The sequence below is a fragment of the Paenibacillus sp. DMB20 genome (assembly GCF_000987955.1).
Classification (GTDB): domain Bacteria; phylum Bacillota; class Bacilli; order Paenibacillales; family Paenibacillaceae; genus Paenibacillus_AQ.
Window position 1 is genome coordinate 151,824 of sequence record NZ_LAZU01000036.1, and the last position, 17,783, is coordinate 169,606.

Annotated in this window: 16 protein-coding genes and 1 pseudogene; 16 read left to right on the forward strand and 1 reads right to left on the reverse strand. The window is 50.4% G+C overall.

The genetic code is table 11. The features are described 5' to 3' along the window. Positions 1–50 precede the first annotated feature (50 nt). The 9 genes and pseudogenes from XI25_RS19740 (at position 51) to XI25_RS19770 (ending at position 6,294) form a co-directional block, all read left to right on the forward strand. Positions 51–833 (forward strand): TrmB family transcriptional regulator, encoded by a 783-nt coding sequence (locus tag XI25_RS19740; protein ID WP_046679869.1) that lies wholly within the window; start codon positions 51–53, stop codon positions 831–833. Between the two features lie 66 nt (positions 834–899). Further along, entirely contained in the window at positions 900–1,988 is a 1,089-nt protein-coding gene (locus XI25_RS19745; RefSeq protein WP_160308937.1) for an MFS transporter, read from the forward strand. A gap of 54 nt (positions 1,989–2,042) precedes the next feature. After that, on the forward strand, positions 2,043–2,366 hold the full coding sequence (locus XI25_RS32995) for a hypothetical protein (RefSeq protein WP_052759682.1): 324 nt from the start codon (positions 2,043–2,045) through the stop codon (positions 2,364–2,366). Continuing rightward, on the forward strand, positions 2,318–2,539 hold the full coding sequence (locus XI25_RS36995) for an inositol monophosphatase family protein (RefSeq protein WP_442950419.1): 222 nt from the start codon (positions 2,318–2,320) through the stop codon (positions 2,537–2,539). The genes XI25_RS32995 and XI25_RS36995 overlap by 49 nt, the downstream gene beginning before the upstream one ends. Then, complete coding sequence (locus tag XI25_RS19750) at positions 2,475–2,846, forward strand: inositol monophosphatase family protein (protein ID WP_052759683.1); 372 nt, start codon at positions 2,475–2,477, stop codon at positions 2,844–2,846. The genes XI25_RS36995 and XI25_RS19750 overlap by 65 nt, the downstream gene beginning before the upstream one ends. 203 nt (positions 2,847–3,049) lie before the next feature. Continuing rightward, positions 3,050–3,768: pseudogene (gene pxpB / locus XI25_RS19755) on the forward strand (5-oxoprolinase subunit PxpB). Continuing rightward, positions 3,765–4,772, forward strand: coding sequence for a biotin-dependent carboxyltransferase family protein (locus XI25_RS19760; protein WP_046679871.1), 1,008 nt, complete (start codon positions 3,765–3,767; stop codon positions 4,770–4,772). Before pxpB ends, XI25_RS19760 begins: the two are co-directional and overlap by 4 nt. Continuing rightward, positions 4,765–5,535, forward strand: a complete 771-nt coding sequence (locus tag XI25_RS19765) for a LamB/YcsF family protein (protein WP_046679872.1) — start codon at positions 4,765–4,767, stop codon at positions 5,533–5,535. The genes XI25_RS19760 and XI25_RS19765 overlap by 8 nt, the downstream gene beginning before the upstream one ends. Positions 5,536–5,655: 120 nt before the next feature. Beyond that, entirely contained in the window at positions 5,656–6,294 is a 639-nt protein-coding gene (locus tag XI25_RS19770; RefSeq protein ID WP_046679873.1) for a pyroglutamyl-peptidase I, read from the forward strand. Between the two features lie 244 nt (positions 6,295–6,538). On the opposite strand, the gene XI25_RS19775 is transcribed toward XI25_RS19770, so the two are convergent. Then, on the reverse strand, positions 6,539–7,672 hold the full coding sequence (locus tag XI25_RS19775; RefSeq protein WP_046679995.1) for a phosphodiester glycosidase family protein: 1,134 nt from the start codon (positions 7,670–7,672) through the stop codon (positions 6,539–6,541). Between the two features lie 310 nt (positions 7,673–7,982). Between XI25_RS19775 and XI25_RS19780 the strand changes: the two genes are divergently transcribed. The 7 genes from XI25_RS19780 to XI25_RS19810 all read left to right on the forward strand — a co-directional run bounded on the left by XI25_RS19780 (position 7,983) and on the right by XI25_RS19810 (position 17,764). Further along, on the forward strand, positions 7,983–10,121 hold the full coding sequence (locus tag XI25_RS19780) for an Ig-like domain-containing protein (protein WP_046679874.1): 2,139 nt from the start codon (positions 7,983–7,985) through the stop codon (positions 10,119–10,121). Positions 10,122–10,489: 368 nt separating this feature from the next. After that, positions 10,490–11,770, forward strand: a complete 1,281-nt coding sequence (locus tag XI25_RS19785) for an arsenic transporter (RefSeq protein WP_442950422.1) — start codon at positions 10,490–10,492, stop codon at positions 11,768–11,770. A 29-nt stretch (positions 11,771–11,799) separates the two neighbouring features. Beyond that, on the forward strand, positions 11,800–12,219 hold the full coding sequence (gene arsC, locus XI25_RS19790) for an arsenate reductase (thioredoxin) (RefSeq protein WP_046679876.1): 420 nt from the start codon (positions 11,800–11,802) through the stop codon (positions 12,217–12,219). A 320-nt stretch (positions 12,220–12,539) separates the two neighbouring features. Continuing rightward, positions 12,540–13,586: an ATP synthase subunit B gene (locus XI25_RS19795; RefSeq protein WP_046679877.1), complete on the forward strand. Its 1,047-nt coding sequence runs from the start codon at positions 12,540–12,542 to the stop codon at positions 13,584–13,586. A gap of 375 nt (positions 13,587–13,961) precedes the next feature. Next, entirely contained in the window at positions 13,962–15,494 is a 1,533-nt protein-coding gene (locus tag XI25_RS19800) for an ABC-F family ATP-binding cassette domain-containing protein (RefSeq protein ID WP_046679878.1), read from the forward strand. Between the two features lie 57 nt (positions 15,495–15,551). After that, on the forward strand, positions 15,552–16,514 hold the full coding sequence (locus XI25_RS19805; RefSeq protein ID WP_046679879.1) for a helix-turn-helix transcriptional regulator: 963 nt from the start codon (positions 15,552–15,554) through the stop codon (positions 16,512–16,514). Between the two features lie 176 nt (positions 16,515–16,690). After that, positions 16,691–17,764, forward strand: coding sequence for an AI-2E family transporter (locus tag XI25_RS19810; RefSeq protein ID WP_046679880.1), 1,074 nt, complete (start codon positions 16,691–16,693; stop codon positions 17,762–17,764). Positions 17,765–17,783: the final 19 nt, after the last annotated feature.

Genomic DNA, 17,783 nt, shown 5'->3' on the forward strand with positions numbered 1-17,783 from the left:
GTATTTGAGCATACTACTTTTAAAAATGATTCTGAAGGGAGGGGAAACACTTGATTGAACAGCTTCGCAAAATCGGCATGTCGGATTTGGAGGCCAGGTGTTATTTAACGCTGCACGGGGAAGCTAATCTGTCGGGGTATGAAATTGCCAAAAGAGTATCCGTATCGCGCACCAACGTTTATGCGGCCCTGAGATCCTTGGCGGATAAGGGCATGTGCCGCGTGATTGAGGCCAATCCCGTTCTGTACAATGCCGTTCCGATTGACCAGCTGGTCCGCCTGTTGAAATCGGATTTCGAACAAAGCGCCCAGATTCTGCTGGAGGAATTGAATACGCCGCCAAGAGATACGAGTTCATTTTATAACTGGCAGGGCGACAAGGCGCTGGAAGCGGCGATTCGCCGATTGGTGTCCAATGCCGATCAGAGCGTCATAGTTGACATCTGGGCGGAAGACGTTCACTGGTTCGAGGAGTCTTTATTGGAAGCGGAGAGAAGAGGAGCAGCGGTGACGCTGATTACGATTGGAGACAGCCACAGCCGTCTGAAAAATGTCCTGACGCATAAACGGAGCGATGAGTGGAAGGATGTCGAATCCAGAAAATTTTCCATTCTCTGCGATTCCCGATCCGCGATGATCGGCAGCTTTGGCAGAAGGCTGAAGCTTTCCGCGCTTGAGACCGACCACCCCGCTATCATCGAACTGTTGAAGAACGGCTTCTATCACGATCTTGTCATGGAGCAAATCGAACGGGATTTTTCCGGCGAGCTGGATGAGAAGTATGGAGAGCATTATAAAAAAATCATAGAACCCTATATGGAAATACTTCGTTGATCGACTGTATTTCCGTTTTTTTTGGCAAAACAATAGTAGTATTCAAAAACACTTCGCATTATCCAAGTGATCTTCCCTCCCGAAGAGAGGGGGAAAGCCATTGGTTTATATGGCGCCGTAAGCGGTCTGGGGTTAATTGCCGGGCAAATGATCGGAGGCATGTTAATCCATTGGAACGCGTGGGGATTGGGATGGCGATCGGTCTTTCTGATTAACATCCCGATCGGCTTATTGGCGGTGCTCCTCATTATTCCTTTGATTCCGGAGATGCGTTCAAAGGGTGAAAAGGGAATGGACTGGATCGGCGCGATTCTGCTGACATGCAGCATGATTCTGCTAACATACCCGCTGGTTACGGGAAGGGAATCCGGATGGCCGTTATGGGTATACATCAGTTTTGCAGGCTCGCTGCTTTTGTTTTTTATCTTCTTATTTCAGGAGAAGGGCTTGAACCGGAGTAAGCAAACCCCTCTAATCCCGGTTGAAATTTTCAAGGAGCGTTCGTTTCGTTCCGGGATATTTACGATTCTAGCGTATCAAATAGGAAACGGCGGCTTTTTCCTAATTGTTTCCTTGACCTTGCAAGATGGGTTGTCGCTTTCCGCCATGGATTCGGCCCTTGCGTTCTCCCCTATCGGCGGCGCATTCTTCATGGCTTGCTTAATCGCTCCCAAGTGGTCCAGAAGGAATAATGAAGCAGTTCTAAAATGGGGGGCTTTCATATTAACGATGGGATACATCGCCGTTCTTGCCGTTACTTATTCTTCCGGGGAACAAATCCATTGGGGGCAGCTCGTGGTGCCGTTCCTCTTACTTGGTTTGGGACAGGGGTTAGTGGGTGCTCCGTTAATGGGAACCATACTATCCGGGGTACGCAGCAATTTTGCGGGTTCGGCTTCCGGCATCTTGAGTACCTTTATGCAGATTGCCAATGTATTCGGCGTGGCCTTAATCGGTACGGTATATTTTTCTTCCATAACGTTGCAGGAAAAAAGAAATCCTTCCCCTTCATGGATCGAATCTCATCTCACTTCGTTTAACTGGTCGCTGCTCTGCAGCCTGTCCCTTGCGATCGTTACTTTTATTCTGATTTTTTACCTGCATGGCCGCGTCCGGCATAACAAAGCGCTGCATCCGGTCAAAATGGCTGATTAGTTTTTTGTAAAAAAATCGATTACTGCAAAATAACATTGAAAGGCGGATGATACAATGACTTCAATTAATATACGTTTTTGCGAGGAAATGCTTAAAGAGGTAGGGGAGCGATTATGCCGGATCTCGAAACGGGAGGAGCGGGCTTCGACCGCGGAAGGTTTATTCAAACAATTCAAAGAATCCAACGATTGGGCCGGGGGTCATATCAGGAATGCTTTGGCGGAAAAATATCCGCATATTCCATGGTCCGAATCCGAGTTTGATGTTCAAACCAGAATGAGTCAGAGTACCAGGGGGAGTATTGGATATGCGACGCGATTGATGGGGCGGTGCAGATTCTACAAGGAATTTCATCTTACGCCATTCATTTATGTCTAATTCGCGACGGGGAGCCCGTACTGGCTTTTGTATATGATCCGGTACATCGGGAATTGTTTCATGCCGTTGCCGGTCAAGGGGCCTTTTTGAACGGGAGCCGCATTCAGGTTGCACAAAAGAAAAAAATTAAGCGATACGATCCTGGCCACAACGCCGCCGTCTTTTCCGGGTAAAGATACGGAGCAAACACGGCTTACTTTAAACGCGCTCTCGCAAGTCCTGCCGAAAGCTTTTGCCGTAAGAATGCTGGGATCGGTCTCGCTTCAGCTCGCCTATGCGGCTTGCGGGAGGGTAGATGGCTATTATGAATACGGCTCTGAGTTATATAACTGGATGGCGGGTTCTTTATTGGTAAAAGAAGCAGGCGGAGTCGTAACCGACGTTTCGGGTGAGCGGTTTGGCTGGGGAACATCCGGAATCATTGCCGCAAACGCCGGCATCCATCGACGCATAAGTGAACAATTGCATAGCATTCAATAATACAAAAGCCTATTTCTCGTGGAAAGCGCTCGTCTTATGAAGACGGGCGTTTCTGCTTGGGTTCGGCTTTTTAATATGAAATAGTCCGATTGGAATCACGCTGCGGCCCGGTATATTTTTCACTCTAAACCGCCTTCGGTCTGATATCATGGAAATAAACATCCAAGCGAATTTATCGCTGCGCAGAAGGAGGGGCGACAGACATGTCAGGCCAACTTTTTGAGATTCGGCCGTTGGGAGATTCCGCGGTAATCATCCGGATGGGCGCGGAAATCAGCGATAAGGCGCACCGGCGGGTCTATGCCGCGGTCCGGTTGATTGAAAGCCGGCCTTTTCAGGGTTTTATCGAATGTATCCCCTCTTACACAACCCTCAGCGTCCATTATGACCTTGCTAAGGTGGAAAAAACGGAGGATTTCAATACGATACACGATTATGTTTGCTCGCTGCTTCAGGAAAGGCTGGTCATGCTTCATCAAGTTGACCCGGGAAGTCCCGAGGTGATCGATATTCCGGTCTGTTACGGCGGCGAGTACGGTCCCGATCTGGGATACGTGGCTTCCTTTAACGGATTGACGGAGGAAGAAGTCATCCGCCTTCACTCGGAAAGCCCGTACCTGGTGTACGCGCTGGGGTTTGCGCCAGGGTTCCCCTATATCGGGGGAATGCCGGATTCCATTGCGGCGCCGAGGAAGCAAACGCCGAGGCTTAAAGTCCCGCCGGGATCGGTGGGCATCGCGGGGAACCAGACCGGGATATATCCGATCGAAACGCCGGGAGGCTGGCAGATTATCGGCCGCACGCCCTTAACCTTGTTTCGGCCGGAGGCTCGCCACCGGTTCTGGTTCAAGGCGGGCATTACATCCGCTTTCGCCCCATCACCGAGGCCGAGTTCTCAATGTTTAGGGGAGGTGTCTTATGAGCCTCACGATTTTAAAGCCGGGAATATTGTCCACGATTCAGGATTTGGGGAGACCCGGATACGGCAAGCTCGGGGTTATCGTATCGGGAGCGATGGACGCCTTCGCGCACCGCGCCGCAAACTGGCTGACCGGAAATGATGAAGCGGAAGCCGCGATAGAGATAACCTGGTCCGGCTTCTCCGCCAGGTTTGAGCAGGATATGTGGATTGCCCTGACCGGGGGGAATTTGGGTCCGGTCATTTCGGGAATGCCCGTGCCGATGTGGCGTCCTGTATACGTTCGCTCCGGGAGCATGCTGTCTTTTCAGAAGCCGGTTTCGGGTTTCAGGTCTTATTTGGCGGCAGCCGGGGGAATGGATGTCCCCGTCGTATTAAACAGCCGTAGTACCTATATGCGGGCAGGGATCGGCGGAATGAAGGGGAGGGCGCTTGCGGCCGGAGATGAAATTTCTATCGGGAAGAGCGCCTTGAATCCGCCCCGGAAAAACACTTGGAAGGGGAGTGGGTCTTTTTTTGCGGTAAACTGGTCCATTCCGCCGTCCCTCTTTCCCGAATATGATGAGTCTCCGGTTATTCGCGCGATCTACGGAAATCAGTATCATAATTTTGATGAGGATAGCCGGGCTTTGTTCTTCAGCCAAACGTATAAGGTAGGTCCGCAATCGGACCGTATGGGTTACCGTTTAATCGGCCCGAAATTACGTCTGCGCTCTGAACGGGAGTACATCTCCGAAGCTGTTTCGCTCGGTACGGTTCAGGTCCCCGCCGATGGACAGCCGATCATCCTGATGGCGGATCGGCAAACCCACGGCGGTTATCCCAAAATTGCGCAAGTAACTTCCATCGATATCCCGGTCATCGCCCAGATTCCTCCAGGCGCATCCGTCACTTTCCGATCGGTTACGCTGGCGCAGGCGGAAGCCGCTTATCTCGATTGGAACCGAAAAATCAGCGGCCTGAAAACCATGATCCGATTCAGGCTAAAGGAGGATTTTCATGCTTAAGGTGGATTTGAATTGCGATTTGGGGGAGAGCTTCGGGGTTTACCGGTTGGGAAGGGATGAGGAGATCCTTGCCCATGTTACGTCCGTGAACATAGCCTGCGGATTCCATGCGGGCGATCCTTCGGTCATGAGGAAGACGGTTCGAGAGGCATTGAAGGCCGGAGCAGCGATCGGGGCGCATCCAGGCCTGCCGGATATCGCAGGCTTCGGCAGGCGCAACATGGACGTTTCGCCAACCGAAGCCTGCGATATGGTTACCTATCAGATCGGTGCCCTTGATGCCTTTATCAGGCAGGAAGGCGGAACGCTTCATCATGTGAAGCCGCATGGAGCCCTTTATAATATGGCGTCGGCGCAAAGGCCTCTTGCGGACGCAATCGTTAAAGCTGTTCAGCAATTCGACCGTAATCTTATCCTGTACGGGCTGGCCGGCAGCGAGCTGATCCGCGCAGGGAAAGCAGCAGGTCTTCAAACGGCGGCGGAGGTGTTTGCGGACCGAACGTATCAGGATGACGGGACCCTGACGCCAAGACGAATGCCGGGTGCAGTGATCTCGGACCTTGGGCAAGCTGTCGATCAGGTTCTCCGTATGGTGAGGGAAGGGAAGGTCATGACTTTGTCAGGGGGCAGCCTGCCGATTCAGGCCGATACGGTGTGCATACATGGGGATGGGGATTTTGCCGTATCCTTTGCAAGCGAGCTGCGGACTCGGCTGCAGCATGAAGGAATAACGATTGAACCGATTCGCCGAAAAGATCATTAACGGGAATGAGCCATTCCTGAGTCAGTCACCACGCGCTTTCATAAGGATGACTTCATACTTACGTTGTTAGTGTCGTTTACGTACATATTGATAGCGTTAACGTTATAAGGAGGAGAAACCATGAAAATATTGATTTCGGGCTTCGTGCCCTTCGGAGGCAGCAGCATCAACCCGACGGAACAGCTTATAAAGGATATCGTCCAGGTTCCCATGGAGGGAGCGGAAATAAAAACGAAACTCCTTCCGGTTCATTTTGATGAATGCGCCGAAATATTGCTGGAAGAAATCCGGTCATTTGAACCCGATGCCGTCATCGCATGCGGCGTGGCGGCCGGGCGAACCGCCATTACGCCGGAAAAGATCGCCGTGAATATCAAGGATATTGCTCCGGATGCGCCATATCCCGACAATAAAGGCCGCAGACCCCAAGACGAGCCGATCCGTCCGGGTGGTCCGGACGGACTGTTCTCCAGCCTGCCGGTACGTGACATGGTGAACCGTATGACGGCCAGCGGAATTCCCGCATCGATTTCCTACACCGCCGGAACCTTCATTTGCAACAACACCATGTACGCGCTTCTCGATGAAATCCGTACCAGCAAGCCGAACGCCATCGGTGGATTTGTGCACTTTCCGGCATCAACGGAGATGGCGGCCGGCAAGCCGTCCCTGCCGACGTTAAGTTACGAAACGATGCTCAAAGGCTTGGAGATTATCATTCAAACGACGATGGACGAGCTGAAGGCCCGTTCAAAATAATTATTTCGATGCATCTTCTTAATCGTAAACCGGGAAAAGCACTTGTTGGTTATCCAAACGTGATCCTGTAAAAAATAAGGGGCTGTCCAGCGGCATTAAACTACACCCAATTGTTAGGCATGACAAACAATCGGGTGTGGTTCATTCGGCGGACAGTCCCTTCTTTGTTATGCTGCTAATGATACATGCCAGCGTTGAAGTCCTCACCTTATAAGCAAAGCGCGCCAGCGTGGAAAGCCGGGCTTTATTTCAACTTGACAATAATGGCATTGCTGATCTTGCGGCCGGGCGAGGTAAGGTATGCCCCGTTGCAATACAGTCCGCTGGAGGCCCCGCCGTCCAGGTTCATGGCCTGGTAAGCGCCGGCCTGTTTCATCATTTCGGCCAGCTGCGGAATCGTGGCGCCGCCCGTGGTTAGCAGAATGAGTTTATGGTCTCTGGTTATGCCCAAAGCGCTGCGTGCGCCTCCGCCCGTAAGGATTTTGGGATCTTTGAACCCTTCCTTCGTGACGTTAAGGGATATCTTCCCGTCCACGAGCAGCCGCGGTCCGGCTTGAACAGCGCCTTTAACCTGATCCTTCGAATAATGCCCCTTGAAATCCAATCCGGGAATCAGCCGTGCCAAATGGTTCTGATCAAAGGTGAACACGGTACGCCGGTCGCCGGGACTGTCCTTGAGCATCTGTCCTCCCCCAAACACGTAACCGTACGGGGCTTTATAGGAGCCTTTCGAATAAGCGTCAAAAAAAGTACCGTTGATGGCAACGACGGCGTGGTTCCATTTGGCCAGGCTTTTCAAGTCTTCCACGTTCCCTGCTTTGTTGCCTGCCATGGCGACGTCCAGCTCGACCTTGGGATGCAAAAGCGAGATGGTCACGGTTTGCGCGCTCATCGAGCGGGAGCCTACCTTAAAGGTTTTACGTGCGGTAACGATGGCTTTTTCGGATGCGGGAATTATTTTACCGCTCTGTACCGGAAGCGAAAGCGACTTTTCATCCAGCGTCATATCCACGGAAGACGAGTCTTTCTGCCACGCGAGGGCGAGATTTAAGTGCCGGCTGACGAACGGAAGCGGGACGTATACCGTGCCGTTATCGCGGAAGGGGGCGGCTTTCAGGGAAGTGTTTTTTCCGTTAACCAAGGCTGTCTTCCGGCCGACATACATCGTCAAATGGGTCTCGTTTTTGGAAATTTCGATTTTCTTCTCGGCTGGAACAACCTTTACGGATACCCCCTCGTAACTTTTCAAAGAACCGACAGGTATGAAGGATTGGCTGTTCTGGTCGACATAGGCGGCCATTTTGCCAGGGGAAGCGGCAGAGAGGGGGGTAACGAGTGCAAGCATGGCTGCGGCAAGTAAAGCGGCGATTCGTTTCATCAACATACGGAGTCTCCTTTTATGTACGGTGTCAAATAACAACTAACAAACGTTATATCGGCTGGCAGCATTTTATTTTGTAGGCCTAAAGTCATAAAAAAAGAGATTTTCAGAAAATGAGAATAAAACACGAGAGAAATGCTAGCAGTATAAGTAAAATATTGGTCTGTAAATATACAATTATCTCCATTTAATTTGGTTCTATTTTCCTAACTTTAGTGAAAAGGTAACATTCTGCGTGATAAATGTCGATAAACTGGTATAGTACTGGTAAATAACATGAAATGTGGAGAGCAAAGGAGAGAAATGAATGATCGTGAACAGGAAAACGGGCAAGTTTTTTCTTGCCGTCGTGCTTATGCTGGCAATGGTGTTTCCCGCATCGGTCTTTGCCGCTAGCGGAGATCTGACATCCATCGGTTTCGACACGAGCGAGAGCGAGATTCAACTAACCGTAGCCGAGACGACGAAACAACTTCGCGTATTGGCGGCATTCGAAGGATCCACAACGAAGAAGGACGTAACCAATGAAGCCAGCTGGACTTCCTCCAGCAGCAAAATCGTCAAGGTAGACGGAGGCCTGCTAACTCCTCTTGATCAAGGTACGGTTACGATCACCGCCAAATACAAAACTTCCGTGACCACGATTAAAGTCGTTTCGAAGTATGCTGCGGAAGAGTTCAAAATCAATCAGCCTAAAGAGGTCGAGTACAAGCTTGGAACGGAAGGCATCGAAGTAAAGGCGCTGGCCGATTCCACCAACGACGTGACGACGGCTGCCGAATGGAGTTCTTCCAACGAAGGCGTAGCCACGGTGGATAAAGGCAAACTGAAACTGATAGGCAAAGGCGAGGCTACCATTACGGCAACGTATAAGGGACTCAAAGATTCGTACAAAATCAAAGTCGTATCCCCTTATACCAAGCTTTCGATCGCTCCGGGCGATGTTCAGGAAATGCTCGTCGGCGATAGTCCGGTTCAGCTTACGGTTTATGCCAAAACGTCGGATTCAGAGGTCGGCCAGGGCACGGATGTTACCGCTTCGGCAGAGCTCAAATCCTCCGACACCTCGGTGGCCAAGATCGTTGACGGCAAGCTGGAGCCTGTAGCATTGGGCAAAGCAACCATCACGGCTACATATCTCGGATCGAAGGCAACGATCGACGTTTATGTACGTAATCCGTACGAAGCGCTGATTTTGAGCAATCAAGAGTTTATAAAAAATCCGGTCATGTTCCTGCAGGATGAAGTGAAGGTCGAGGCAACCGTGCGTAACTTGCCGGAGGAATCCGTTCCGATAACGGCCGAATGGACTTCGTCCAACCCTCTTTCGGTAACCGTTGATAACGGAACGATCAAAGCAAGAGCCACGGGCACGTCGAGCGTCAAGGTTTCCTATCGCGGAATCAGCAAGGAATTCCGTGTCACGGTGCATCCAACGGTTACTGCTTTCAAAACCGATGTCGACAAACTGGAGTTGGTCAAAGGCGAGAGCAAATCAACGCCAAAAGTTACCGGCACTTTGCTGGACAATGAAACTCAGGATTTCAGCAAGTCGGTTCAGTGGACAACCGATAACGAGAAGGTTGCTGTAGTCGATGACGGGAAAGTCAAGGCCGTAGCCGAAGGGAATGCCGTGCTGACAGGGACGATCGGTTCAAAGAAAGTAGCCGGAATCACGGTGTCCGTTCGCGATAAAGTGCTGGTTTTGATGCCTTCCGTCGAAGAGTATCAGCTGATTACCGGAAAATCGGCTACCCTGCCGGAAGTAACGGCTGTTCTTGAGAATGGGAGCGAAGAAAAAGTATCCACCGTTGAATGGTCGATGACCGGAACAACGGCTGTTGTCAAGGACGGCAGCATCAGGGGATTGGTTAAAGGTTCCGCGGTTTTAAAAGGAACTTATTTGAATCAATCGCTCAAAATTCCGGTCACTGTCGAGCAGGAGATTGTAAAAATCAAGGTTGAGCCGGAATCCGTCGAGCTTAACCTCAAGAAGAGCAAGTCCATTAAAGTTACCGGTTATTTTGCCAATGGCAAAACGATAAATTTGTCATCTAAGATGAACTGGGTTTCATCCAATCCGTCGGTTGCCACCACGTCTAGATCTTCCGTGAAAGCCGTTGCCGAGGGCAGCGCAACCATAACGGGCTCCTATCAAGGGAAAGAAGCCAGTGTGCAGGTCAAAGTCGTGCCGAAACTGACGAAGCTGATCCCAAGCGAGAAAAAAATAACTCTGGCGCCAGGCGCGGTGAAAACCGTATCGCTGACAGCAGAGTATGACACAGGAAAGACGAACAGCGTCACTAGCAACGTGCTGTGGACCAGCAGTAAACCTTCCGTTGCCAAAGTAACGGAAGGAAAAATCGAAGCGGTTGCCAAGGGCACTGCCCGCATCAAAGCCAAGTTCGGTTCAAAAACCGTTTCGATCACAGTCAGCGTCAAATAAAATGAACAGCCCCGCTCTGCTTGGTCAGAGGCGGGGCTGTTATTTATAGTTAAGACTTGACGGCCTGGATGATGGCCGAGACGATGTATCGATCGATAGAGGCTCCAAGCGGAATTCGGTATTGGTAAAACTTCCTTTTTCCCTTTCTGCGGGCACGGGAGAGCATATCGGTGCCATGTCGACACCTATGACCATACCGGTATCCCCCGCTTGGCTTCTGTCGGACGGATCCGGCAATTTCCTCACAAGGTTCATTTTAACCAGGGTAAATTTCATTGAATATATAATCGGATGATTATATAATGGGTTTCGTACAAGAAATGAATACAATCCGATAGTGGGAGGGCAGCGCATTGGTTTCCGTGATTATGGCAGGTTTGATATTTGTGATTACACTGATCCTTGTGATATGGCAGCCCAGAAATTTATCCATCGGTTGGTCTGCTTGCGGCGGTGCCGTACTGGCTTTGCTCGTGGGGGTCGTGGATTTTACCGATGTATGGGATGTCACGTTGATTGTCTGGAACGCAACGCTTGCATTTATAGCGATTATCTTGATCTCGCTTATTCTGGACAGGATCGGTTTTTTTGAGTGGGCGGCGCTGCATATGGCATTAGCCGCAAGGGGCAGCGGAGTCCGGATGTTTATTTTTGTCACCCTGCTTGGAGCGATTGTCGCTGCTTTGTTCGCCAATGACGGGGCGGCATTGATTTTAACGCCGATCGTCCTGGCGATGGTACGGGCACTCGATTTTGACGAGAAAAAAGTGCTGCCGTTCATCATGGCAAGCGGATTTATTGCGGACACCACATCGCTTCCGCTTGTGGTCAGCAATTTGGTTAATATCGTATCCGCAGATTTTTTCGGAATTACGTTTATGGAATATGCGGGCCATATGATGATTCCCAACCTGTTTTCTTTGGCGGCAAGCATTCTGGTTCTGTATTTGTTCTTCCGCCGAAGTATTCCAAAACGGTTTGACGGTAAACAGGTCAAGCATCCGGATAGCGCGATTCGCGATCATAAGATGTTCCGTTTATCCTGGCTTGTTCTTGCCGTATTGCTTGCAGGATACTTTGTAAGCGAGTTTTTCAATATTCCGGTTTCCTTGGTAGCGGGCGTTATTGCTGTTTTTTTCCTTTTGATGGCCAAAAGGAGCCCGGCCGTGCAAACCGCGGAGGTGATCAAGGGGGCGCCGTGGGCCATCGTGTTCTTCTCCATCGGCATGTACGTCGTCGTGTACGGCCTGCGTAATGCAGGGCTCACGGATGTGCTTGCAGACGTTATCCAAACCGTGGCCGACCAAGGTTTGATGGCCGCGACCCTCGGCATGGGCTTTATCGCCGCGATTCTGTCTTCCGTGATGAACAACATGCCGACCGTGATGATCGATGCGCTTGCCATTGACGCAACCCACACGACAGCCGCCGTAAAAGAAGCGCTCATCTACGCGAACGTGATCGGCTCCGATCTCGGACCGAAAATCACGCCGATCGGATCGTTGGCTACCTTGTTATGGCTGCACGTACTATCCGGGAAAGGCGTGAAGATCCGTTGGGGCATCTACTTTAAAACTGGTCTGATCTTGACGATCCCAACCTTGGCCATTACGCTGATCGGCCTTTATCTATGGCTGTTGATCATTTAAATCGGGAATGAAGAGGGAGAGAAACCGAAATGAATAAAAAAACGATTTATTTCTTATGCACAGGAAACTCCTGCCGCAGCCAAATGGCTGAGGGGTGGGCCAAAAAGCATTTGTCGGAGGAATGGAACGTTTACAGCGCCGGGATTGAGGCTCATGGCTTGAACCCTAACGCGGTAAAGGCAATGAACGAGGCCGGCATTGATATTTCGCACCAAACCTCGGATATCATTGACACGGGATTGTTAAGCCAGGCGGATCTGGTCGTTACTTTGTGCGGAGATGCCGCGGACCGCTGCCCCATGACCCCTCCTCATGTGCGCCGGGAGCACTGGGGCTTCGATGATCCGGCCAAAGCTAAGGGGTCGGAAGAAGAAAAGTGGGAAGTGTTCCAAACAGTAAGGGATCAAATCGGGGAACGGATCCGCAAATTTGCGGAAACCGGGGAATAATCAAACGTCATCTAGCGTTTAGTGCCAACGTCTAGCCTATATTTTTGCCTAAAGTAAACCATCGATAGGTTGTCGATGGTTTATTTGTGCTGTAATCAAACGTTTGTTTTTCTCTTGAGGACAAAAATAAATACTTTCAAAGGTAAATTGTATATTGACTTATAAAGTAATTTATATTACTTTATAAAGTAACAACATGGAAATTCATAATCCAGCCCGGCTTAAACCTAATCCGAATAGAAAGGAGGAGTGATATTTAGGTTAATGCGAAGTGGGTTCACCATGAAAACGATTAAAGACCTTAAAGGCAGGGATACGCTATGGATCAGCTAAAATTAAATGTTTCACTACTAAGACAGAGGGTTCCGAATCTGACGACGGCTGCCCGTTCCGTTGGACTTCGGCCGGCCACCGTGTCCAATCTTTGTACCGGAAAAATACCCGTTGGCCGGGCGGAAGTCCGCACGATCGCGGCGTTAGCGTCGCTGGCCAAGTGCAGTCTTGACGAACTGATCATTCGAGGGGAGGCAATCGAAATGATTGAAACGAAGATAAAGACGCTTGATTTATTTGCTCCTTTAGCCATGGGAGGGACGGTCGGTCTGGTTGCCCGTCCAGGCATGGGACAGCTGGTTATTCTCGGTGAACTGTTTCACCATTTCAAATTGAACGGTTTTTTGACCATGATGATCAAGCCGAACGGGAATTACCCGGAGCTTCAGGATATGCTCGATGACGTAGAACAGGTTGCCCATTCCATGGAAGAGGCTTACGGCATCATAACGAGGGCGAATCCGGACCAAAAGATCGTTTTAGCCGTCGACCGCGAGCATGTGCTTACCGGAAAGATCTATGAGCTGCAAGAACGCCTGCAGAATGAAGGCATTCTTCACGTGACGACCTTCCTGGTGGACTTAAAAGGAAATGTGATGGATGAAGATATGCCTTATGGTCCGCTGGAAACATTGTGGTACTTTGATGCGGATCTTACGGCCAGACGGATGTTCCCGGCTTTAAACCCGCTGTATTCGACTTCGTCCGTGCTTGAAGGCGCCCATCTGGATCAAAATCATTTATCGGTTCAACAGAGAGCACAGAAGCTGCTGCGCCGTTATCGAGAGCTTCGCGCCCTCGTGAATGTAAAAGGAATTGCGGGCATTCCAGGCTCGGAGGTAGAGACCTACCACCGGGGAGAGCGTTTGGAGGCATATCTAACACAGCCCTTTACCGTAGCCGAACCTTATACCGGAAAGAAAGGGGAGTCTGTCAGCCTTCAGGATACGTTGAACGATGTCCAAGCCATTTTGAACGGCAGTTGGGATGATGCCCCCGTTGAGAGCCTGTATTTCATAGGCAGACTTCTCTAAGTTGTTGGAAATATATTGACTTTTTCCAAATGAGGGGGATATACTCTAATTTAGCAGCATTCAGCTGTGTCATAACGATGATGAAGGAGGATGGATATGTTCTTTTATCTACTGTTTTAATTCGGCATTTGGGATAAACGGGAGAAGTCTGCCCATTTTTAGCTATTCCAACCGATGAACAGTAGATAAAGAACGTGATTCCTCCTTATGATAACCATGCCGATGAGCGTGGATAACGGGTAAGGTGTGCATTCACCTACCCGTTTTTTTATTGCCTGTATGTTTTGCCGGATCCATAATGAAGAATTGAATAACGTTCTTGCCTATTGCTCTCCCGGTTGGTTGCCAATATATAAACCGAAGGAGAGAATGAGGATGAGCATCATACACGTAGAACAGCTAAACCATTCTTTTGGAGATAAACAGCTGTTTCGGGGACTTGAATTCCGGCTACTTAAAGGCGAACATGCCGCTTTAGTCGGAAATAACGGGGCAGGGAAATCGACTCTGCTCCGCATATTGACAGGGGAAATCCTGCCGGACTCCGGTTCCGTCCGGTGGCATCCCGGCATCAAGGCCGGATTTTTGGAGCAGCATCAGCATTTGCAGCCCGGCACGAGCATTTTGGAGGCGCTGCGCGATGTCTTCCGGGATTTATACGACAAGGAGCGCGAAATGAACGATCTCGCGGACCGGATGGGCTCGGGCGATCAGGATCTTGATCGGCTGTTGTCATTATACGCGGACTGCCAGGCCGCTCTGGACATCGGCGGCTTCTATCAGCTGGACATGCGAATCCAGGAGGTTGCAGCCGGTCTGGGCTTAGCGGACATCGGTTTGGATCGGGACGTGAGCCAGTTGAGCGGAGGGCAGCGAACCAAACTCCTGCTCGGAAAGCTGCTTTTAAAGAGACCCGAGATCCTGCTGTTGGATGAGCCGACCAATTTTCTGGATGACCGTCATATTGCGTGGTTGACCGGTTATCTGAAACAGTACGAACACGCATTTCTCGTCATATCGCATGACGAAGTTTTTATGAATGATGTGGCCGGAACCATCCTGCATCTGGAGAATCAAGTTGTTAAACGATATACCGGCAACTATGCCGCCTTCAGAGAACAGTACGAACAAAACCGGCAATTCGTTCAAGATGCTTATGTACGGCAGCAGAAGGAAATATCCCGGCTGGAAAGCTTTATTCAGAAAAACCGGAACAGGAAGGCCAAACAGGCCAAAAGCAGGGAAAAAGCGCTGGAAAGGATGGAAAGCATCGAACTCCATCGAACCGCTCCCAAGCCGCGTTTTGCTTTTTCCGTTCACGCGGAGCCGGTGAATAAAATCATGGAGGCAAGTCAAGTTCGCGTCGGTTATTCCAAGGTTCTATTCGGTCCGGTCGATCTTCTGGTGAAGCGGGGCGAGAAAATTGCCGTTACCGGTCAAAACGGAATCGGAAAATCGACCCTGCTCAAAACGCTGTTGGGCGTATCGCCGCCTTTAAGCGGTCTTATAAAAGCCGGCGATCGCGTGAAAACGGCCTATTTTGCCCAGGAACAGTCGCCTCCGGACGAAACTCCGCTGGAGCATGTGTGGTCGTTTCGTCCGGATTTGACGCAGAAGGAAATCAGGCAGACGCTCGCCAGCGCCGGACTTACCGAGAAGCATATCCGGCAGCCGATATCCACGCTTAGCGGCGGCGAACAAGCCAAGGTACGGCTGAGCAAGCTGATGCTGACCCCCGCCAACGTATTGGTTTTGGACGAACCGACGAATCATCTGGACGTTCATGCCAAGGAGTCTTTGAAACAGGCACTGGCCCAATATAAAGGGACTGTATTGTTGGTTTCGCACGAGCCTGAGTTTTATGAAGACTTGGTTACCCGAATCTGGTCCGTTGAGGACTGGAGCTAATAAAGGTTACCCTATATTCAAGAGCGGGTTGTTTGAAAAAAGGCAAGGAGGATGGATATGCGGGCGGACAGACTGATCACCATTGTACTTCTATTGCAGAATTACGGCCGGATGACAAGCCGGGAGCTGGCGGATAAGTTGGAAACATCCGAACGCACGATACACCGGGATATGGAGGCTCTGAGCATGGCAGGAGTCCCGGTTTACTCGGAACGGGGGGCGAATGGAGGGTGGCTGCTGCCGGAGGATTACCGGACGAATCTGACCGGGATGAAAGCCGAAGAAATGCAAACTCTTCTTCTGGCGCATCCCACAACCGTCATCAAAGATTTGGGCCTTCAACAAGTGTTCCACCAGGCATTGGAGAAGCTGCTCGCCGCATTCCCCTCCGGCTATTCCAAAGACGCCGAAATGGTCCGCGAACGTATCCATGTGGATGGGGCAGGCTGGCATCAGTCCCATGAAAAACTGCCGCATCTGCCTCTGATACAGGACGCGGTCTGGCGGGAAAAGAAAATGCATATGCTGTACCGCAAAGAAGAGGAGACGATCGAACGCATCGTCGAGCCTCTCGGTTTGGTAGCCAAAGGAGGCATCTGGTATTTAGCCGCGGCATGCGAAGGAGAAGTACGGACGTACCGCATTTCGAAGGTGGCGGAAGCCCGGCTGCTGGAAGAATCCTTCCACAGGCCGGAGCCTTTTGATCTTGCGATGTATTGGGAACAATCCACCCAACGGTTCAAGGCCAATCTTCCGCGTTATCCCGCGAAACTTCGTTTTAATAAAAACGTATATTCGAGAATAAAACAGCAGCGCTATATGAAGATCACACATGCCGACACAACGGAGAATGAATGGATGCAGGCCGAGGTGGAGTTTCATACGCTCGAATCGGCCTGCGACATTTTGCTCGGGCTTGGTCCATTCGTCAAAGTCGTGGAGCCAGGGGAACTGCGGGAAAAGATAATACAACAGGCCAAATCCATACTATCCGTCTATGATTCCGATGACCATGGGTAAACCTCGGCTTCGACGGCAATCCGTAAGAAATGCAAAGGCCGGCGGTATGGTAAATTCATTGTAAGTTGCGGCTCTGTTAATTCAAAAATTAGGGATGGGGGGGCATGTTCTGCTATAATGTTCTAGTACAAAAAAATGGGGAATCAAATCAATGTTTTGGGGGCCGCGCTGAGTTCATGAACAAGTTTTATAAAGTTTGTATCGGAATCATTTTAGTGCTCGTTATTATTTACCTGGGCTCGCTGGTGGATTTCATTTTCAAACCGGTGCTTTCATTATTCAATGTACTGATCATCGTACCGGTCCTGATGGCCGCATTTTTCTATTACCTGCTCAGGCCGCTTGTTGATCTGCTGGAAAGGCATAAGCTGAACCGTTCGCTGGCCATACTGCTCATTTACGCAGTCATTGCCGTCGTGATCACGGGGTTCGTCTGGGGAGTATGGCCCTCGTTGAACACGCAGGTAGAAGCCCTGACGCAGAATGCTCCAAACCTGTTTATCGCATTGGGGAAGCAGCTGGAGCTGCTGGAAAACAACCCGTTCCTGTCCGATCTGCTCCCCGGGGACAAAAGCTTATTTACGCAGATCACGGAATATTTGCAACAAGGCTTTGTATTTCTCTCCAATTATTTGACGAGCCTGTTTTCGTTCTTTTCCAATTTTGCGCTCATTCTGTTTACCTTCCCGATCTTCTTGTTCTACATGCTGAAGGAAGGGAGCAAGTTTGGGCAAAAAATCGTCAGTTTCCTGCCGAAACGATTCCGTGAGGAAGGCACCGAAACGATGAATGACATCGATAAAGCCGTCAGCGGTTTTATCATCGGAAGAGTTCTGGTGAACCTGGCGCTCGGCGTCCTCATGTACGTCGGATTTCTCATCATCGGGCTGCCTTATGCCCTGCTGCTTACGATCATCGCGGTGATCATGAACTTTATTCCGTTCGTGGGGGCCATTCTATCTTCCGTGCCGATCGTGATTATCGGTCTTGTAGAGTCTCCGTCGGTGGCCATCTGGTCCCTGGTGGTCATCCTGGTTGCCCAGCAAATTCAGGACAACCTGATCGGACCCTATATTTTCGGAAAGCAGTTGGACATCCATCCGCTCATGACCATTATCCTGGTTTTCGCGGGCGGAGACTTGTTCGGCATCATCGGCATCATTGTCATCATTCCGGTTTATATGATTATCAAGATTGTCGTAACCCGCATTTACATCCGTTTTTTCAAGGAAAAATGGGAGGAAGCGTGATGCACCGTCAATTCATTTA